Below are 18564 nucleotides of genomic sequence, written 5' to 3' on the forward strand. Positions count from 1 at the left end.
CGGACGTCCGCCCGGCGCCGTCCGGATCCCCGTCGGCCCGGACGTGTCTCCACTCTCGCCGTCCCGCAGGCGCCGTGTCCACCCGGACGGAGGCATGTGTACGGACGGTGCGGTTGTCCACAATTCACGGCCGGAGGAATCCGCTGCGATGTGGGTGTCGCGCGCCGGACTCACGCTCCGGCGCGTCCGCGTCGGGCGCCGGCGATTGTCGCAACACTGTGGATGAATGGCAGCTATGAGCTCCTCGACAGACTTGCAGCAGATCGAATCGCGAATCGGCGCGCTCGTGCGTGAATACGCGGGACTGGCCCGGCAGGCCGACATCCCCCCGGAGCTCGACGACACACTCGAGCGCACGATCGACCAGGCCGTCGTCTCGAGCGAGGGCGGCAAGAGGCTGCGCGCGCTGCTCGCGCTCGGCGCCTACGACCTGCTCATGCCTGACGCCGGCGAGGCGAGGCGCAGCGCGATGCTCGACATCGCCTGCGCGATCGAGGTGTTCCAGACGGCGGCACTCGTGCACGACGACATCATCGACGACGCCGACCTGCGTCGCGGCAAGCCGTCGGCGCACCGCGCGCTCGCGCAGGCGACGCACAGCGAGGCGATCGGCAGGGGGCTGGGCGTCATGCTCGGCGACCTGCTCGCCACCGCATGCACGGCGATCATGGACGACGCGAGCCAGCGTCTCGACATCCCGCAGTCGCGGGACCTGCGCCGCGCGTTCATCACGATGCATCACGAGGTCGAGATCGGCCAGGTGCTCGACCTGGCGATCGAGCGCATGCCGCTGAGCGATCCGGACAAACTCGGCAAGGCCTCCTACGAGGTGTTCCGCTGGAAGACGGCGAGCTACACGACGATCGCGCCGCTCGAGCTCGCGTTCCTCGCCTCCGGGATGGGCTCCGACGACGCGACGCGCCATGCGATGGCGATCGGCTGGCCGCTCGGCGTGGCCTTCCAGCTCGCCGACGACCTCATCGACGTCATCGGCTCGTCGAAGCAGACCGGCAAGCCGGTCGGCGGCGACATCCGCGAGGGCAAGCGCACGGTGCTGCTGTCCGACGCGCTGCGCGCGGCATCGCCGAAGGAGGCGCGCGAGCTCACGCGCATCTACGCGAAGCGCCGGCGCGGCCGGGCGGACGTCGAGCGCGTCACCGCGCTGATGCGCTCGACCGGCGCGGTCGAACGCTCCTACGCGCGCATCGGCGAGATGTGGACGCGCACGACCGACGCGATCGGCGCGATGGGGCTCGACGACGGGCGCAGCGCGCGGCTGACCGCGATCTGCGCGAGGTTCATCCCTCAGTCGGCGCGCGCGTGAGCAGCACACCACCATGTAGAATGACCTCGTCATCGGCCATGCAGGCCGCACAGCATTTCGGGTAAGGGAAACGACGGATCAGGCATGAGTGAAGCGCAGGATATGCCCAAGGACAGGCTCGTCGACGGTCGCTACCGCATCGTGCGCAAGATCGCGGACGGCGGCATGGCCACCGTCTACCAGGCGGTGGACGTCAGGCTCGGCCGCGACGTCGCGATCAAGATCATGCACCAGCAGCTCGCGCAGGGACCGTACCGCGAGCAGTTCATCGCGAGGTTCCACCGCGAGGCGAACGCGGCGGCCTCGATCGCGAGCCCCTACATCGTGCAGGTCTACGACTCCGGCGAGCACGACGGCCTCGACTACCTCGTCATGGAATACGTCAAGGGCGTCAACCTGCGCGCCGAGATGCAGCACAAGCGCACGTTCAGCGTGCGCGAGACGCTGCGCGTCGTCTCCGAGACGCTCAGCGGCCTCGCGGCGGCGCACGCGGCGCGCGTCGTGCACCGCGACATCAAGCCCGAGAACATCCTAATCAACAACCGCGGACGCGTCCAAATCACCGACTTCGGGCTCGCGAAGGCGATCTCGCAGGCCACGCTCTCGTCGACCGGCATGCTGCTGGGCACGGCCGCCTACCTCGCGCCGGAGATGATCAGCGACAACGAGGCGCTGCCGCAGGGCGACTGCTATTCGGTCGGCATCATGGCCTGGGAGATGCTCGCCGGACGAGTGCCGTTCCAGACCGACAACCCGGTGACGATGGTCTTCAAACACGTCAACGAGAACGTGCCGTCGATCGCGACCGTGTGCGCCGGCATCGACCCGCGCGTCGCACGCTTCATCTCGAGCCTGACGAACCGCGACGTGGCCGACCGTCCGGCCGACGCGTCGGTCGCGCTCGACCGGCTCCAGGAGCTCATGCGCACGCTGCCTCCAGAGGCGCTGCGCTACCGCTACGACCCGTCGGCGCAGCCGCAGCCGACGACGGCGATGTCGGCCGTCGCGGCGAACGCGGCGAATGCCGCGAACAGTACGGACATCGCGCACGATCCGAACGCCGCAGGACGGCCCGCGCCCGCACAGCCGATGGAGCGTATGCAGAGCGGCACGGCGCCGCGCGGCAACGACGACCCGACGAGCACGATTGCGCGACCTCCGCAGACGCCGTCGGACGGCCGTCCACCGATGTCCGGCTCCTCCGCCGCGCCGTTCGCCGGCGACGACAGTCCGACGGCGATGCAGCCGCAGCGCAAGAGCCATGTCGGGCTCATCGTCGGCATCGTCGCCGCGATCGTCGCCGTGCTCGCCGCCGGCGGCACCTGGGCATGGTGGTACTACGCGGGCCCCGGCAGCTACAACACGATGCCGAAGCCGGAGGGGCTCGAATGCGAGCAGAACGCGCCGTGCAGGATCACCGGCGTCGACTGGAAGAGCTATGAAAGCGCACTCAATGTCTCGGACATCCACTACGAGGTGAGCCGCGCCCACAGCGACGACGTGCCGGAGGGCGACGTCATCTCCACCGACCCGGCCTACGTCGACGCGCATGTGAGCAAACGTCACGAGCAGACGGTCAAAGTCGTCGTCTCGCTCGGCATCCAGCAGGTGACGATCCCCAAGGACATCAAGTCGTCCGACGACCCGCTCGCCGCGCTCAAGCGCGCCGGCATCGAACACATCGAGCATTCGGACGACACCGACGAATGGTCGCTCGACGTGCCGCAGGGCATGGTCATCAGCATCACGCCGGAGCCGGGCACGACGATCGCGCACAACGAGACCGTCGACGTCGTATTGTCGAAGGGTCCGATGCCGGTGCAGATGCCCGACCTGATCGGCCAGACGAAGGACTACGCGCAGAAGACGCTCGAGGAGGACAAGCTCGAGGTCACGTTCGAGGAGGAGTTCAGCGACAGCGTCCCCGTCGGTCAGGTGCTCTACACCTCGCAGGACGCCGGTTCGACGCTGCACTGGGGCGATGCGGTCACGGTGACGGTCTCGAAGGGGCCGGAGACGGTGAAGATGCCGGACGTCGTCGGCAAGTCGCCGGAGGACGCGCGTAAGGAGCTCGAGGCGCTCGGCCTCAAGGTCAAGATCGACAAGCCGCTCGGCGTGGACGTGCTGCACCGCGTGCAGGGCCAGGATCCGAAGGCCGGCTCCGACGTGCCCAAGCGCACGAAGGACGGCGATCCGACGACGGTGACGATCCGCATCGTCTGAGTACCGTCAACTGAGTGCGGCGGCGAGCGCCATCGGCGCTCCGCCGGCGCATATGGAGGGAGCCGGGCGGCCATGATCGGCCGCCCGGCTCCCTCCATATGCGACCTCCAGTCGGAAGCCACAGAACGCTCTGCTTCTGCCCGCAGCTTCTACTTCTGGTCGGCTTTCTGCGCGGCGGCCTCGTCGATCGTCGTCTGCTCCTGCTGCATCTGCTTCTTGACGACCTGCGCGTATTCGGGCACGTACTCCTGACCGCTCATCGCCTCGATGCGACGCGTCACCTCGTCGGTCAGCTCGCGCAGCCGCTCGTGCGTGACCCGGTCAGCCGGCGTCTTCTCGACGGCGATCGGTTCGCCGTAGATGACCTTGCTGCTGCCCTTGCCGGGGATGACCTGACCGGGCTTCTGCAGGTCGCGTGAGCCGATGATCGCCGTCGGTACAATCGGGCAGCCGGTCTCGAGTGCGAGGCGCGCGGCGCCGGTGTGCCCCTTGTACAGGCGGCCGTCGGGGCTGCGCGTGCCCTCGATGTGGATGCCGAACAGCTCGCCGTCCTCGATGATCTCGCGCGCATGCTCGAGCGCGCCAAGCGACTTGGAGCCGCCCGAGCGGTCGACCGGGAACACGCCTACCGACGTGAACCACCATTTCTTGAAGCGGCCCTTGATCCCCTTGCCTTCGAAGTATTCGGCCTTGCCCATGAAATGGATCATGCGCGGGCAGGTCATCGGCAGCAACGCGTCGTCGATGACGGCCAGATGATTCGCGGCGATGATCGCGCCGCCCTCATGCGGGATGTGTTCGAGGCCCTCGGCCGTCGGATTGAAGCGCCGGCGCGCGATCGGCCCAAGCGTCTTGACGAAAAACCAGTACAGCATCCGAAGTCTCCTTACGCGCTTCACATTCCGCTTGCTACAGTAGTGGTCATGACCGACCTCAACAATAGCAGCAACGGCGGCGACGCGCGCCGTCCAGACGATGCATCCGGCCATGACGACTGGGAGGCCTTCCTCAACGACCACGCCGGCGAGCTCGAGGACGTCGAACGCTCGCGCACGGCGAAGCGCTTCGACCGCCATGCCAGGCGCGAGGAGAAGAAGACGATGCTCACCGCCGACGACCTGTCCGACGAGGCGTTCACCGGCGCGGGCCACGGTCCGCGCGACTACACGAGCAGCTGGCTCGACACCGACGACGTCCTCGACCGCCATGGCATGGGCTTCTCGGCGCCGAACCCGTCGCTCAAGGGCATCCGCGTCTCGAAGCTCATCTGCGCGGCGATCCTCGCAATCGGCGTCGTCGGCATCATCGTCGCCGCCTGCCTGCCGCACATCGTCGGCATCGTCGGCCTCATCGCCGCGCTGTGCGTCCTCGTCGGCGCCGGTGGCCTCATCGCGCAGCACGAGGGCCGCGACGTCATCCACGACGACGATTCGGACAACGGTGCCCGCGTCTGACGTCGCAGTCGGCGCGGGCACCGTACAAACTCAGGCCTTGCTCTTCGCGACGGCGATCCACTCGTCGAGCAGCGCCTGCGCCTTGCCGTCGTCGACGGTGCGTTCGGCGATCGTGTAGGCCTGGCGGAAGCGTTCGGCGAGCGTCGCCTCGGCGTCGACGAGCGAACCGTCGGCGACGATCGCCGACGCGGCGTTGAGCAGCGCCGTCGTGCGGAACGGCACGTCCTCGCCCGCGAACAGGTCGCGCGCCGCCTGCGCGTTGTAGTCCGGCTCGCCGCCGCGCAGGTCGTCGATCGTGATCTTCGCAAGCCCCAGCTCCTCGACCGGGTCGAAGGTCGTCTCGCTCACCTCGCCGTCCTTGAACTCCCAGACCGAGATCGGGCCGGTCGGCGCCATCTCGTCGAGTCCCTCGTTCGACGTGTACACCATGCCGCTCTGGCCGTTCGCCGCGTAGACGGCGGCCATGATCGGGCTCATCGCCCGGTTCGCGCAGCCGATCGCCATATGCTTCGGATGCGCCGGGTTCGTCAGCGGGCCGAGCACGTTGAAGACGCAGGGCACGCCGAGCGCGGCGCGCACCGGTCCGACGAAGCGCATCGCCGGATGGAAGGTCTTCGCGAACGCGAAGGTGATGCCCACCTCATCGGCGATCTCGGCGACGGCCTGCGGGCTCAGGTCGAGCGGCAGCCCGAGCGCTTCGAGGCAGTCGGCGGCGCCGCACTTCGAGCTCGCCGCGCGGTTGCCGTGCTTGACGATCATGACGCCGGCGGCCGCCGCGATGACGGCGCCCATCGTCGACAGGTTGACGGTGTGCGCGCCGTCGCCGCCGGTGCCGACGATGTCGGTGCATTCGCGGTCCACGTCGAGAGGGACGGCGTGCGCCACCATCGCCTTCGCCGCGCCGGCGACCTCGTCGGCCGTCAGCCCCAGCTGCTGCTGCGTCGCGAGCACGGCGCCGACGGCCGCCGGCTGCGCGTTGCCCTGCATGAGGTCGTCGACGAACCATTCGGATTCCTCGGCGCTCAGATGCCCGCCGTTCACGAGCTTCGTCAGGATCGTTTTCCAGGTTATGTCGGCCATGACCTCTCCTCATCGATATCGTACAATGCACCGCCCAGTCTAGGAAGGCCGTGCAACGAACCTGTTTCGATTCCCGCATCATGGTCATCCGCGCGCCGGCGGCGGGGCGGTGCGAACGACGAAAGGGGCGCCGCGGCCATGATGGCCGGGGCGCCCCTTTCGTGTCATGAACCGGTCAGCGACCGGACATGTTCAGTTCACTGCTCCTTGCGCTCGTTCTGGCCGTGGCACAGCTTGTACTTGCGACCCGAACCGCACGGGCACTGCGCGTTCTTCGGCGTGCCCGGGAACGTGCGGCCGTCCGCCCACGGCGTCTTGAGCTCCTCGTTCTTCGGGCGCTTGTCCGCCGGGACCTTGCCTTCGGCATGCGAGATCGGGGCCGGGCCGACGATGCCGTGCGTCTCGTCGTAGACCTCGTCGACCTCCTTCTTGACGGCGTCGCCGAGCGCGACGGCGGTCTCGTCGGCCGTGTCGTCGTAGCGCGACGGCTCCTCCGGTTCGACGATGCGCACCTCGTCCGAGTCGCGTTCGTCGACGTCGGCGCCCTCGCCGAGCGCGACCTCGGCCTCGTCGACGACCTGGTCGTCGGTGACGTCCTGGGCCATGTCCTCATGGTCCTGCGTCTGCGCGACTGAGTCGATGTCCACATGGAACAGCAGCTGGATGCTCTCCTCCTTGATCGCCTCGATCATCGAGTTGTACATCTGGTAGCCTTCGCGCTGGTACTCGACGAGCGGATCGCGCTGGCCCATGCCGCGCAGGCCGATGCCGTCCTTGAGGTAGTCCATCTCGTAGAGGTGCTCGCGCCACTTGCGGTCGAGCACGGCGAGCACGACGCGGCGTTCGAGCGTGCGCAGGCCCTCGCTGCCGAGCCTGTCCTCGTACTTCGCGTACTGCTCCTGCGCGTCCTTGACGAAGAGGTCGACGACGGCGTCGACGGCCTTCGCGCCCTTGAGGCCCTCGGCGGCCTGCTTGGCCTCGTCCTCGGTCACGGTCGTCGGGAAGAGCCCGCGCACGGCCTTGAACATGCCGTCCCAGTCCCAGTCCTTCGGCTTGTCGGAGCCGCGCTTGGCGCCGGTCACGTAGCTGGCGACCGTGTCACGGATAAAGCGCTCGATGTCCTCGTGGATGTCCTCGCCCTTGAGCACCGCCTGACGCTCGGAGTAGATGACGGTGCGCTGCTTGTTCATCACGTCGTCGTACTTGAGGACGTTCTTGCGGATCTCGAAGTTGCGCGACTCGACGGCCTTCTGCGCGTTGCGCACGCCCTTGGAGACGGCCTTCGACTCGATCGGCTCGCCCTCCGGCATGCCCTTGGCCATGACGCGCGCGACGAGCTGCGTGTTGAACAGGCGCATCAGGTCGTCCTCGAGGCTCAGGTAGAAGCGGGACTCGCCCGGATCGCCCTGACGGCCGGAACGGCCGCGCAGCTGGTTGTCGATGCGGCGCGACTCGTGGCGCTCGGTGCCGAGCACGTACAGGCCGCCGAGCTCGACGACCTCCTCATGCTCGTCCTTGACCTGCTCCTTGATCTGCTTGAGGGTCTCGGGCCACAGCTTCTCGTACTCCTCCGGCGTGTCCTCCGGCGAGTAGCCCTCCTCCTTGAGCTTGGCGTCGGCGAGGAACTCGACGTTGCCGCCGAGCATGATGTCGGTGCCTCGGCCCGCCATGTTCGTCGCGACGGTCACGGCGCCCTTGCGGCCGGCGACGGCGACGACGGCCGCCTCCTTCTCGTGCTGCTTCGCGTTGAGGACCTTGTGCGGGATGCCGGCGACGTCGAGCAGCGAGGAGACGACCTCGGAGGCCTCGACGGACGCGGTGCCGAGCAGGACCGGCTGGCCCTTCTTGTAGCGGGCGGCGACGTCCTTGATGATCGCCTGGAGCTTCTCCTTCTTCGTGCGGAAGATCAGGTCGTCCTTGTCCTTGCGGATCATCGGGCGGTTCGTCGGGATCGGCAGCACGCCGAGCTTGTAGGTGCCCATGAACTCGGCGGCCTCGGTCTCGGCGGTGCCGGTCATGCCGGCGAGCTTGTCGTACATGCGGAAGTAGTTCTGCAGCGTGATCGTCGCGAAGGTCTGGTTCTCGGCCTTGACCTCGACGTTCTCCTTCGCCTCGATCGCCTGGTGCAGACCCTCGTTGTAGCGGCGCCCCGGCAGGATGCGGCCGGTGTGCTCGTCGACGATGAGCACCTCGCCGCCGGTGACGACGTAGTCGCGGTCGCGCAGGAACAGCTCCTTGGCCTTGATCGCGTTGTTGAGGTAACCGATGAGCGCCGTGTTGCTCGGCTCGTACAGGTTGTCGATGCCGAGGTAGTCCTCGATCTTCGTGATGCCTGGGTCGAGGATGCCGACGGTCTTCTTCTTCTCGTCGACCTCGTAGTCCTCGTCGCGCACGAGCTTGAGCACGAGCTTGGCGAACTGGCGGTACCAGCGCGTCACGTCGCCCTCGGCCGGCCCGGAGATGATCAGCGGCGTACGGGCCTCGTCGATGAGGATCGAGTCGACCTCGTCGACGATCGCGTAGTGGTGGCCGCGCTGCACGAGCTCGTTCTTCTCCCACGCCATGTTGTCGCGCAGGTAGTCGAAGCCGAACTCGTTGTTCGTGCCGTAGGTGATGTCCGCGTTGTACTGCTTACGGCGCTCCGGCGGCTTCTGTCCGGTGACGATGCAGCCGACGCTCATGCCGAGGAAGCGGTAGATGCGGCCCATGAGCTCGCTCTGGTAGCTGGCGAGGTAGTCGTTGACGGTGATGACGTGCACGCCCTTGCCTTCGAGCGCGTTGAGGTAGCTCGGCAGCGTCGCGACGAGCGTCTTGCCTTCACCGGTCTTCATTTCGGCGATGTTGCCCCAGTGCAGCGCCGCACCGCCCATGAGCTGGACGTCGAAGTGGCGCTGGCCGAGCGTGCGCTTCGAGACCTCGCGCACGGTGGCGAAGGCCTCGGCCATGATGTCGTCGAGCGTCGCGCCGTTGTCGAGCTTCTGCTTGAACTTGGCGGTCTGGCCCTTGAGCTCCTCGTCGCTGAGCGCCGAGATCTGGTCCTCGAGCGCGTTGACCTCCTTGGCCACGTTCTCCAGGCGCTTGATCTGACGGCCTTCGCCCATGCGGAGGGCCTTGTCTACGATGTCTACCAATGTCACTCCCTTTGTGAGATGGTCGCTAACATCATCAACGATAGCGAGCGCACGGATTTTTCCGCACGTTTTCCGACCTGTTTACGTAAGTTTCTCATGTTCCGTCACAAGACGTCCACAACCGACCCGACCGTCCACCCCCTGCCTCGCGGATGCGGATCCGGAAAAAACGAATCGGAGCCAGCTCCCCTCCTCGGGAGTCGGCTCCGATCGTCCGTTTCGCGCCGCGACCCCTTCAGATCGGCGGCGCCGGCCTCGGTTCAGGCCTTCTTGGCCTCCTCGGCCTTCTTGATGTTCTCCGGGGTGTCGATCTCGAAGACGCCGTAGCTCCAGCCGTGGCGGTGGTAGACGACCGACGGACGCATCGTGTCCTTGTTGACGAACAGGAAGAAGTCGTGTCCGATGAGCTCCATCTCGTAGAGCGCCTCGTCGATGCTCATCGGCTCGGCGACGTGGAGCTTGCGGCGGATGACGATCGGCGTGTCGCCAACGTGCACCTCGATGGACTCGCCGGGGCCGAGGTCGGAGGCGACCGCGGCGGCCGGGCTGTTGGCGTCGGCGGCGGCGCCCATGATGTCCTCTTCCTCCTCGGACGGCGAGACGAACTCGCCCGCGTCGACCGGGACCGGCGTGTAGTTCTTGCGGTGATCCTTGCGGCGGTCACGCGCACGGCGCAGACGCAGCGTCAGCTTGTCGAGCGCCAGATCGAGCGCGCTGATCTCGTCGAGGCTCGACGCCTCGGCGCGGATGACAGTCGAGCCGGCGATGACGGTGAGCTCGACGCGCATCGCCGTGTCATGCAGGCGCGGATTGCCCTCATGCGACAGCACGACCTGGACGCGCTGCGCATCGGGGGCGATTGCGGTCACACGATTCATCTTGCTTTCGACGACGTCACGGAACTTCTGCTTGATCTGAATGTGACGGCCGGTAATCACGATATCCATGTGGACCTCCCTAGACTCAAGCGGCGCCATGCCGCTATATACGGACCGAGACGACGGTGCCGCCGTCCGGATACCACTCATTGTAACCGACGACATGCGGGAAAATGCGGTAAAGCCGATGGTTTAACTTTTTTCGATACGACGATGCCCACGGTTGGCGGCGATGTCGCGCATCGTGTTAGAATACTGCCTTTGAGACCTCTTGATGGCCGCGACCAGCAATGGTTGAGGAACTTCCGGGCTCCGCAGAGCACGATGGCGGATAACGTCCGCCCAGGGCGACCTGAGAGATAGCGCAGCAGAGAACAGACCGCCCGTCCCTCGGGACGGGTAAGGGTGAAACGGCGGTGTAAGAGACCACCGGGCCGCTGGCAACAGTCGGCCGCATGGCAAGCCTCATCGGGAGCAAGGCCAAGCAGAAGACGCTTGAGGGCTGCTCGCCCAATGTCTTCGGGTAGGCTGCTAGAGCCTGACGGCGACGTCAGGTCGAGATGGATGGCCATCCGTGGCGCGACGTCCCGGGACGCCGCGCCACGACAGAACCCGGGGTATAAGAGGTCTCACCCTTCGCCCCATCATTCACGTTCGTCGTCGGTCGACATATCGGATCCCCGCATGGCGAACAATGCCTCGCTGACCTCGCGCAGCGTCTGCGGGTCATGCCCCTTGCGCCCGCCCGCGCTCCAGAAGCGCCGGTGTGCGGTCTGCGGATCCTTACCGCGCGTGCGTGCGGCGACGGAGCGTCCGAGCGCCCACGCCGCGTCGACGAAGACGCCGTCGTCGGCCGCCTCTGCGGCGACGCGCGTCGCCAACGCACGGTCGACGCCCTTGCGCGTCATCTCCATTACGGCGCCGCGCATCCCCATCATCCGGTTCACGCAGGAGCGCGCGACCGAGCGCGCGTACTCCTCGTCGTCGAGCAGCCGCAGCTCGGTCAGACGCTCGACGACCCTGCCGATGACGTCGTCGGCGTAGCCGCGTTCGGCGAGCTTGGCGCGCAATGCGCCCGTCGAACGCGCGGCGGCGTCGAGCAGCCGCAGCGCCGCCTCCTTGCACCGTTCCTCGTCGTGCGGATCGTCCGTCGGCGTATAGGCGAAGCCGCCCGACGAGCGCCGCCGGCCGCCAAGGCCTGCGCCGGCGCCGTCCTTTCCATATCCTCCGCGTCGCTCCCCGCGGCCCCGTCGCCCATCGCGCGCACGCCGTCCGCCACGCGCGTAACGGACGACGTCGTCGTCCCGCGACGCGCCGAAGGTGCCGCCGAAACGCGATACGGGGCGCGGCGGATCCGCGGATGCCCCCATATCCGCGTCGACGTCGACGTCCATCGCAGTGCCGCCGTCGGCGATCGCCTGCGCGGCGGCGCGGTCGGCGTCGTCATCGGAGAATCCGGACTCATCGTCGCCGACGACGCCGTCGGCGACGTCCACGGACCGCCGATCGGCGCCGGAAGCAACCGGAGCGGACTCGTCCGCGGCCGACGCGGGACCGCCGGCGCCACAGCCGTTTCCCGCAGGCCTGCGCGCGGCGGCATCGTCCCGCGGCGCCGCCGGCACCGGATGCGCCGCGAGGAACTCCTCGACGGAGATCATCAGCCGTTCTTCTTCGCCGTCTCGCCGCCGGCCTCGGTCGCGGCGATGTCCTCGGACTCGATCGTCGACTCGACCTCCTCACCCTGCGCGAAGGTGTCCTCGGGCGCGTCGATGAGGCCGTAGGCGATTTTGACCTTGTTCTCGATCTCGTCGACGATCTGCGGATTGTCCTTGAGGAAGCGGCGCACGTTCTCGCGTCCCTGGCCGAGCTGTTCGCCCTCGTAGGTGAACCACGAGCCGGACTTCTTGACGATGTCGGTCTGCAGCGCCATGTCGAGCACCGAGCCCTCGCGCGAGATGCCCTCGCCGTAGAGCACGTCGAACTCGGCCGACTTGAAGGGCGGCGCCATCTTGTTCTTGACGACCTTGACCTTCGTGCGGTTGCCGACCGCCTCGTCGCCGTTCTTGAGCGTCTGGATGCGGCGGATGTCCATGCGCACCGACGCGTAGAACTTGAGCGCCTTGCCGCCGGTCGTCGTCTCCGGACTGCCGAAGAAGACGCCGATCTTCTCGCGCAGCTGGTTGATGAAGATCGCCGTCGTGTTCGCCTGCGCGAGCGCGCCGGTCATCTTGCGCAGCGCCTGGCTCATCAGGCGCGCCTGCAGGCCGACGTGGCTGTCGCCCATGTCGCCTTCGATCTCGGCCTTCGGCACGAGCGCCGCGACCGAGTCGATGACAATGACGTCGAGCGCACCGGAGCGGATGAGCATGTCCGCGATCTCCAGCGCCTGCTCGCCGTTGTCCGGCTGCGAGACGATGAGCGAATCGGTGTCGACGCCCAGATTGCGCGCGTAGACCGGGTCGAGCGCGTGCTCGGCGTCGATGAACGCCGCGACGCCGCCGTTCTTCTGCGCGTTCGCGACGACGTGGAGCGCGAGCGTCGTCTTGCCCGACGATTCGGGTCCGTAGATCTCGACGATGCGGCCACGCGGCAGACCGCCGATGCCGAGCGCCATGTCGAGCGCGAGCGAGCCGGTCGGGATGACCTCGACGTCCTGCACCGGCTTGTCGCCCAGACGCATCGCCGATCCCTTGCCGAAGCTCTTCTCCACCTGCTTGAGCGCGTTCCTGAGCGCCTCCTGACGCCGCGGGTCCACATTCGGCCCGAAGCTCATGTCCTTGTCGGACTCCTTGGCTTTCTCCGCCTTCGCTGCTGCCATTGCAGCCCTCCTTTGTCTTACGATGCCACGGGCCCCACGCGGCCGGGACCGCCCGGGCACCCTCCACGGTATGCGCGCCGCGCGGCGTCCGTCCAGCGTGACGGGGCATGTGTACGGACGATGCCGTCATCCACATTTCGCCGAGCGCCGCACAGCCGTGTCGGTTGTGCCGAGACACCATCATACCCGAAGATGCGAACATTTGTTCGAATGTCGTCGGCGTGTCGCCTCCGGCATCGCCGCGCCGGCGCCGTCAGCGGAAGTCGACCGGCAGCGGCGGTGCGACATGGTCCTTGCCCCAGCGCCGCGCATCGGGGACGTCCATCTGATCGCACAGCACGTTCCATACGACGCGCGGCTCCTCGCCGTCGTCGAGCGCCTCGACGACGGTCCTGCCGCCGAGTTTCGTCAGGCGCTGATCATGGGCGAGCGCACGCCCGTAGCTTCTGCCGAACACTTCCTCAAGCAGTTCCCAGAATTCTCGTTCACGCATACCGCGCCACTGTACACCGTCCGCGGCGCGTGCAAAAGACCCGGAACCGGACGGACTTGCACAAACATGGATGGGGACACCCCTCACGGGGTGTCCCCATCCATGTTCAAATGCGGGCGGCGGTCAGGTGCGGCGCGGCACGCCGGCCCGCCGTTCAGGCGTCCACGGAGTCGAGGTAGTCGGCGACCATACGCAGCATCTGCGAAGTGCTCAGGCCGAGCGATTCGGAGATCGACGCGAGCAGTTCGGAGCTGGCCTCCTTCTGTCCGCGCTCGACTTCGGAGAGATAGCCGAGGGAGACGCCGGCCTTCTCGCTGACCTCGCGCAGCGTCTTATGGTCGTGCGTACGCAGGTCGCGCAGCACATGGCCGATGGCCTCGCGCAGCGAGACCTCCTTGACCTCACCCATCGTCTCGCGCTTGCGGATGACGGTGCGGGGCTTGGCGGTCTCGGCGTCCTCCTCCTGCCACATGCGCACGAGCGCCGCCTGACGCTCGTCCTTGGCCTTCTTGGCCGCGCGCGCACAAAGCACCTGCTGCTGCGCGAACATGACAGCGCGGCGCTGGGCCGGCGTCAGTTCGCGCATACGCGCCGTTCCGTTACGCGACGGAGTGGGGACCTCAACCTTCTTGACCTCGGTCTGTCCTTCGGTGAAAGTCATCATATCCATATTGTTCATGGCGATTACACTCCTTTCCTTATCGACAGTGTTCTTCTTCTCCAGTATCGGGAATCAATCCTGTGAAGAACCTGTGAATTGTCTCAGGTTTCCCAGAACACAACCCACGGTCCGCTGTCTAATAACGTCTCTGGAACCTTGCAAATTCAACGCCTTTGCATAACGTGAAGACCCTGTGTGGAAAAACTCGTTTTGCGGAAGCGACACGCCGAAGTACACTAGTCCGGCCGGTTTTCCGCCATCTGGACCGGGACCGGCGACGCCGGTCGTCGACAGTCCGATAATCCCGGAGCGATATTCCGGTTGGCTGAACAGTTGCGCCGTCCGCGCCGCCATCTGTCGGGCCACCTCGGGGTCGACGGCGCCGTGCGTGCGCAGCAGCTCGGCGTCGACGCCGAGCACCTTCGCCTTCGCATGGATGTCATAGGTCACGGCCGATCCGAGGAACACCCGGGAGGCTCCGGGGATCCGGACGAAGGCATCGGCGAGCAGGCCGCCGGTGAGCGATTCGGCGCATGCGATCCTCACGCCACGTTCGGCGCACCACTCCAGGATCGCCGCTGCCTGCACGTCGCAGTAGCGACGCAGCTGCCCCATGTCCTCGATCAGGCGCGGATCGGCGCCTTCGCCCGCGAACTGTGCCATGACCATCCACCTTCCGTTGTGCCTGCATATGCGTGTGCGCGCTCCATACTAGGAGCGCGCACACATGAAGACCACCGGGCGGCATGTCGTCACCGGCGCCGCCCGCCCGCAGGCAGACGCCGCCGCGGAGCCCCGCTCAGCCCTTGGACGGCGCGGCGTCGTCGCCGGGACGGTCCTGCGTGGCCGCGGCATTGTCCGCATCGGGCTTGGCCGCGACCGCGTCGGCGCCGCCCTGTGCGTCCTTGACGTGCGCGCCGGAGTCCTTCGACGCCTTGAGCACGCCGTTGACGTACTGCCAGCCCGAATACAGGCACAGGATCAACGAGACGTAGATGAGCGTGTAGGCGATGACGAAGTAGACGGTCAGCCACGCCGGATGTGCGCCGGCAGGAGCGAAGGACCACACCGGGATGAGCAGCAGCCCCAGACCCAGGCACTGCGTGAAGGTCTTGTACTTGCCAAGCTGGGACGCGGCGATGACGGCGCCGCCGTGGTCGATGACGAGGAAGCGCATCACCGTGATGCCGACCTCGCGCACGACGAACAGCGCCGTGACGACCCAGCCGAGCCATGCGATGCCGAACTCGTTGAGGCTCGCGGCCACGATGAGCGTGCCGAGCGTGAGCAGCTTGTCCGCGATCGGATCGAGCAGCTTGCCCAGCTCGGTCACCTGATTGTACTTGCGCGCCATCCAGCCATCGATCTTGTCGGTCGACGCCGCGACGGCGAAGATGATCGCCGCCGCCCAGCGCATGCCCATGCTGCGCGAGCCCCACTGCCCGGCGCCGATGTACAGGCCGAGGAAGACGACGACGAGGATGATGCGGGAGAAGGTGACGAGATTGGGCGGGGCGTTCCATCCGTCCCACCATGATGAACGTTTGCTTCGCTGTTCCATGCCGTTCAGACTACCCCACGCCGTATGACAGGGCGCCGCCGCTCAGGCCCCGGACGCGCCCGGCGTCTCCTGCGCCGGCTGCGCGCCGCCGGTCAGCGACGTCGTCTCGCCCTTGATGAACGCGAGCACCTGCGGCAGGTCGGTCGGCTGCACGAGCACCTCGCGCGCCTTCGAGCCCTCCGACGGGCCGACGACGCCGCGCGACTCGAGCAGGTCCATCAGTCGTCCCGCCTTCGCGAAGCCGACGCGCAGCTTGCGCTGCAGCATCGACGTCGAGCCGAACTGCGAGCTGACGACGAGCTCGGCTGCCTGCAGCAGCTCGTCCATGTCGCCGCCGATGTCCTCGGTCGGGTCGAGCTTCGACTTCTCCGCCTCGTTCGCCATCTGCTCGATGTCCGGACGGTAGTGCGGCTTGCGCTGCCGGCGCACGAAATCGACGGCCTTGCGGATCTCCGATTCGTTGACCCATGCGCCCTGTACGCGGATCGGCTTGGCCATGCCCATCGGCATGAACAGCGCATCGCCCTGGCCGATGAGCGTCTCGGCGCCGGTCGCGTCGAGGATGACGCGCGAATCGGTCGCCGACGACGTCGCGAAGGCGAGCCTCGACGGGATGTTCGCCTTGATCAGACCGGTGACGACGTCGACCGACGGGCGCTGCGTGGCGAGCACGAGATGGACGCCGGCGGCGCGCGCGAGCTGCGTGATGCGCTGGATCGAGCTTTCGACGTCGTTCTTCGCGACCATCATCAGGTCAGCCATCTCGTCGACGACGACGAGCAGGTACGGGTACGGCGCCACCTTGCGCTTCGAGCCGGCCGGCGCGTGCACCTTGCCTGCGCGCACCGCCTCGTTGAAGTCCTTGACGTGGCGGAAGCCGAAGAACTCGAGGTCGCTGTAGCGCGCGTCCATCTCCTTGACGACCCATTCGAGCGCCTGCGCGGCCTTCTTCGGATCGGTGATGATCGGCGTGAGCAGATGCGGGATGCCGGCGTACGCGGACAGTTCGACGCGCTTGGGGTCGACCATGATCATGCGCACCTGATCGGGCGTGGCGCGCATGATGATCGACGTGAGCATCGAGTTGATGAAGCTCGACTTGCCCGAGCCGGTGGCGCCGGCGACGAGCAGATGCGGCATCTTCGTCAGGTCGGCGGTCACGAAGTGGCCCTCGACGTCCTTGCCGACGCCGGCGAGCATCGGGTTGGGGTCGTTCATCGCCTTGTCCGAGCGCAGCACGTCGCCCAGATGGACGATCTCGCGGTCGGTGTTCGGGATCTCGATGCCGATCGCCGACTTGCCGGGGATCGGCGAGAGGATGCGCACGTCGGAGCTCGCGACGGCGTAGGCGATGTTCTTGTCGAGGTTCGTCACCTTCTCGACCTTGACGCCCGGGGCGACCTCGACCTCGTACTGCGTGACCGACGGGCCGCGCAGGAAGCCGACGACCTTCGCGTCGACCTTGAACTGCCGGAACGTGTTGTTGAGCGCGCGGATGACGTTGTCGTTCGCCTGCGTGTGCGCCGCGTGCGGCTTGCCCTTCATCAGCAGGTTCAGGTCGGGCAGCCGGTACGGCGCGAGTTCGGCGCCCGCGTCGAGCGCGGCCTGCGAGTCCTCCGCATCGCCGGAGACCGCGGCGCCGGCCTGGGCGGAGACCTGCGAGGCGGCGGATGGAACGGAGGTCTGCGCCGGTGCGGCCGCGGCGCAGTCGACGCGTGGCTGCCGCGCCGCGTGCATGTCGGCGACCTCGCCGGTGCGCAGCGAGACGAGCAGCGACGACGCGTCGTCGTCGAGCGCATCCCACGGGTCGTTCGCCGCCGATGCCGCCGGCATCGACCCCGACGGCATCGGCGTCGTATGGACGACCGGCTGCTGCGCCGACCAGGTGTTCGAGTCGATGCTGCGCGTCGCGTCGTCGTTGTAGGCGCCGCCGCTGCTCACCGTGCGCGGCGAGCCGGCGACGCGCGTCTCGGCGGCCTCGCCGTGCCGGCTCGCCGCGTTGACGAAGGCCTCGTCGCCGGCGTAGCTGTCGAGCCTGCCGTCGCCGTCGCGCCTGGAACGACGGCGGAACAGGCGGCTGAGGAACCCTTCGCGACGGGGCCGCGCGTCCTCCCCGTCGTCGTCGCCGTCATGCGTCGGCACGCCCTCGGCGAAGCGTAGCGTGTCGTCGTCGCCGACGCGCACCTCGTCCGGGAACCGGTCGTCGTCGCCGTCCTCGCGGCGCTCCTCGCGTGCGTCGCGACCGAACAGCGAGCGCAGCTTGCCGGGGACCTCGGTGACGTGGGTGCGTGTGATGAGCAGCAGCGAGAACAGCGCGGAGACGACGAACACGACGATCGCGAAGGTCTGCGAGAGCCCCCACGCGAGCGGCGAGCCGATCAGGAAGCCGAACAGGCCGCCGGCGTGCTGCAGGTTGGACCAGGAGAACTCCTTCGTGTCGGCCGCCATGACGACGTCGATGATCGAACACACCGACCACAGCAGCATCGTCCAGCCGACGAGCACGCTCGGATTGCCCGAGCCCTTGCCGGAGTTGCGGATCAGTCGGACCGAGACGAGCACGAGCAGCACCGGCACGACGACGCTCATGACGCCGAACAGGCCGGATGCGAAGGCGTGCAGGCCCTGACCGAGCGGCCCTTCGACGCGGAACCATTCGGAGCCGATGAAGAAGACGGCGAGCACGATGAGCACGAAGCACAGTCCGTCGCGCCGGTACGCCGGGTCGTAGTCGCCGACGCTCACCTTGCGCACGGCGGCGCCGAAGGCACGCGGCACCGCGAGCAGCGCCCGCTTCCATGAGGGTTCTTCGGCGGCCTGCGCCGTACTGCGCCCCTTCGCCGCCGGCGCCGACGAGCCGTTCGAGCTCGCCTTGCGCGGTCGTTTGCTTGCGTTCGAGGATGTGGATCGTGCCATAACAGTCCTTGATTCTACCGCGAGG

Annotated in this window: 13 protein-coding genes, 1 other RNA gene and 1 pseudogene; 4 read left to right on the forward strand and 11 right to left on the reverse strand. The window is 67.4% G+C overall.

Annotation, left to right across the window (positions count from 1 at the left end; all coding sequences use genetic code 11):
* Positions 1-235: 235 nt before the first annotated feature.
* Together BcFMB_RS08665 and BcFMB_RS08670 are read left to right on the forward strand one after the other, a co-directional pair.
* Positions 236-1324 (forward strand): polyprenyl synthetase family protein, encoded by a 1089-nt coding sequence (locus BcFMB_RS08665; protein ID WP_099721571.1) that lies wholly within the window; start codon positions 236-238, stop codon positions 1322-1324.
* A gap of 84 nt (positions 1325-1408) precedes the next feature.
* A complete protein-coding gene (locus BcFMB_RS08670; protein ID WP_099721572.1) occupies positions 1409-3547 on the forward strand; it encodes a Stk1 family PASTA domain-containing Ser/Thr kinase in 2139 nt (712 codons plus the stop codon).
* 149 nt (positions 3548-3696) lie between these two features.
* Here the strand turns inward: BcFMB_RS08670 and BcFMB_RS08675 are convergent, their stop codons facing one another.
* Entirely contained in the window at positions 3697-4422 is a 726-nt protein-coding gene (locus tag BcFMB_RS08675; protein WP_099721573.1) for a lysophospholipid acyltransferase family protein, read from the reverse strand.
* A 48-nt stretch (positions 4423-4470) separates the two neighbouring features.
* Between BcFMB_RS08675 and BcFMB_RS08680 the strand changes: the two genes are divergently transcribed.
* On the forward strand, positions 4471-5001 hold the full coding sequence (locus BcFMB_RS08680; RefSeq protein WP_099721574.1) for a hypothetical protein: 531 nt from the start codon (positions 4471-4473) through the stop codon (positions 4999-5001).
* A gap of 30 nt (positions 5002-5031) precedes the next feature.
* On the opposite strand, the gene trpD is transcribed toward BcFMB_RS08680, so the two are convergent.
* From trpD to hpf, 3 genes are all read right to left on the reverse strand, one after another.
* Entirely contained in the window at positions 5032-6081 is a 1050-nt protein-coding gene (trpD, locus tag BcFMB_RS08685; RefSeq protein ID WP_024540531.1) for an anthranilate phosphoribosyltransferase, read from the reverse strand.
* A gap of 197 nt (positions 6082-6278) precedes the next feature.
* Positions 6279-9212 carry a preprotein translocase subunit SecA gene (gene secA / locus BcFMB_RS08690; RefSeq protein WP_024540532.1) on the reverse strand — a complete coding sequence of 978 codons (2934 nt, stop codon included), beginning with the start codon at positions 9210-9212 and terminating at the stop codon, positions 6279-6281.
* A 260-nt stretch (positions 9213-9472) separates the two neighbouring features.
* Positions 9473-10159 (reverse strand): ribosome hibernation-promoting factor, HPF/YfiA family, encoded by a 687-nt coding sequence (hpf, locus tag BcFMB_RS08695; protein WP_099721575.1) that lies wholly within the window; start codon positions 10157-10159, stop codon positions 9473-9475.
* A gap of 193 nt (positions 10160-10352) precedes the next feature.
* Here hpf and rnpB point away from each other — a divergent pair.
* Positions 10353-10726, forward strand: an RNA gene (gene rnpB, locus BcFMB_RS08700) — RNase P RNA component class A.
* 8 nt (positions 10727-10734) lie between these two features.
* On the opposite strand, the gene BcFMB_RS08705 is transcribed toward rnpB, so the two are convergent.
* The 7 genes and pseudogenes from BcFMB_RS08705 to BcFMB_RS08735 form a co-directional block, all read right to left on the reverse strand.
* Positions 10735-11748 (reverse strand): regulatory protein RecX, encoded by a 1014-nt coding sequence (locus BcFMB_RS08705; RefSeq protein ID WP_024540534.1) that lies wholly within the window; start codon positions 11746-11748, stop codon positions 10735-10737.
* A complete protein-coding gene (gene recA, locus BcFMB_RS08710; RefSeq protein ID WP_162146633.1) occupies positions 11748-12863 on the reverse strand; it encodes a recombinase RecA in 1116 nt (371 codons plus the stop codon). Before recA ends, BcFMB_RS08705 begins: the two co-directional genes overlap by 1 nt.
* Before the next feature lie 298 nt (positions 12864-13161).
* Positions 13162-13401, reverse strand: a complete 240-nt coding sequence (locus BcFMB_RS08715) for a DUF3046 domain-containing protein (RefSeq protein ID WP_024540536.1) — start codon at positions 13399-13401, stop codon at positions 13162-13164.
* A gap of 154 nt (positions 13402-13555) precedes the next feature.
* Complete coding sequence (locus BcFMB_RS08720; RefSeq protein ID WP_024540537.1) at positions 13556-14071, reverse strand: helix-turn-helix domain-containing protein; 516 nt, start codon at positions 14069-14071, stop codon at positions 13556-13558.
* Positions 14072-14134: 63 nt separating this feature from the next.
* Positions 14135-14725 (reverse strand): CinA family protein, encoded by a 591-nt coding sequence (locus BcFMB_RS08725; protein ID WP_033491534.1) that lies wholly within the window; start codon positions 14723-14725, stop codon positions 14135-14137.
* A gap of 259 nt (positions 14726-14984) precedes the next feature.
* Positions 14985-15623, reverse strand: a pseudogene (pgsA, locus tag BcFMB_RS08730) (CDP-diacylglycerol--glycerol-3-phosphate 3-phosphatidyltransferase); the annotation flags it as partial.
* A gap of 42 nt (positions 15624-15665) precedes the next feature.
* Positions 15666-18410 carry a DNA translocase FtsK gene (locus tag BcFMB_RS08735; RefSeq protein WP_418215017.1) on the reverse strand — a complete coding sequence of 915 codons (2745 nt, stop codon included), beginning with the start codon at positions 18408-18410 and terminating at the stop codon, positions 15666-15668.
* Positions 18411-18564: the final 154 nt, after the last annotated feature.

The organism is Bifidobacterium choerinum (genome assembly GCF_002761235.1).
GTDB lineage: Bacteria > Actinomycetota > Actinomycetes > Actinomycetales > Bifidobacteriaceae > Bifidobacterium > Bifidobacterium choerinum.

Bases quoted from the DNA above. Each gene is read 5' to 3' on its own strand.
- BcFMB_RS08715 (WP_024540536.1), bottom strand. From the start codon at position 13,401: ATGCGTGAACGAGAATTCTGGGAACTGCTTGAGGAAGTGTTCGGCAGA.
- BcFMB_RS08665 (WP_099721571.1), top strand. From the start codon at position 236: ATGAGCTCCTCGACAGACTTGCAGCAGATCGAATCGCGAATCGGCGCG.
- BcFMB_RS08725 (WP_033491534.1), bottom strand. From the start codon at position 14,725: ATGGCACAGTTCGCGGGCGAAGGCGCCGATCCGCGCCTGATCGAGGAC.
- hpf (WP_099721575.1), bottom strand. From the start codon at position 10,159: ATGGATATCGTGATTACCGGCCGTCACATTCAGATCAAGCAGAAGTTC.
- BcFMB_RS08720 (WP_024540537.1), bottom strand. From the start codon at position 14,071: ATGGATATGATGACTTTCACCGAAGGACAGACCGAGGTCAAGAAGGTT.
- recA (WP_162146633.1), bottom strand. From the start codon at position 12,863: ATGAGCTTCGGGCCGAATGTGGACCCGCGGCGTCAGGAGGCGCTCAGG.
- BcFMB_RS08680 (WP_099721574.1), top strand. From the start codon at position 4,471: ATGACCGACCTCAACAATAGCAGCAACGGCGGCGACGCGCGCCGTCCA.
- BcFMB_RS08670 (WP_099721572.1), top strand. From the start codon at position 1,409: ATGAGTGAAGCGCAGGATATGCCCAAGGACAGGCTCGTCGACGGTCGC.
- BcFMB_RS08675 (WP_099721573.1), bottom strand. From the start codon at position 4,422: ATGCTGTACTGGTTTTTCGTCAAGACGCTTGGGCCGATCGCGCGCCGG.
- BcFMB_RS08705 (WP_024540534.1), bottom strand. From the start codon at position 11,748: ATGATCTCCGTCGAGGAGTTCCTCGCGGCGCATCCGGTGCCGGCGGCG.
- trpD (WP_024540531.1), bottom strand. From the start codon at position 6,081: ATGGCCGACATAACCTGGAAAACGATCCTGACGAAGCTCGTGAACGGC.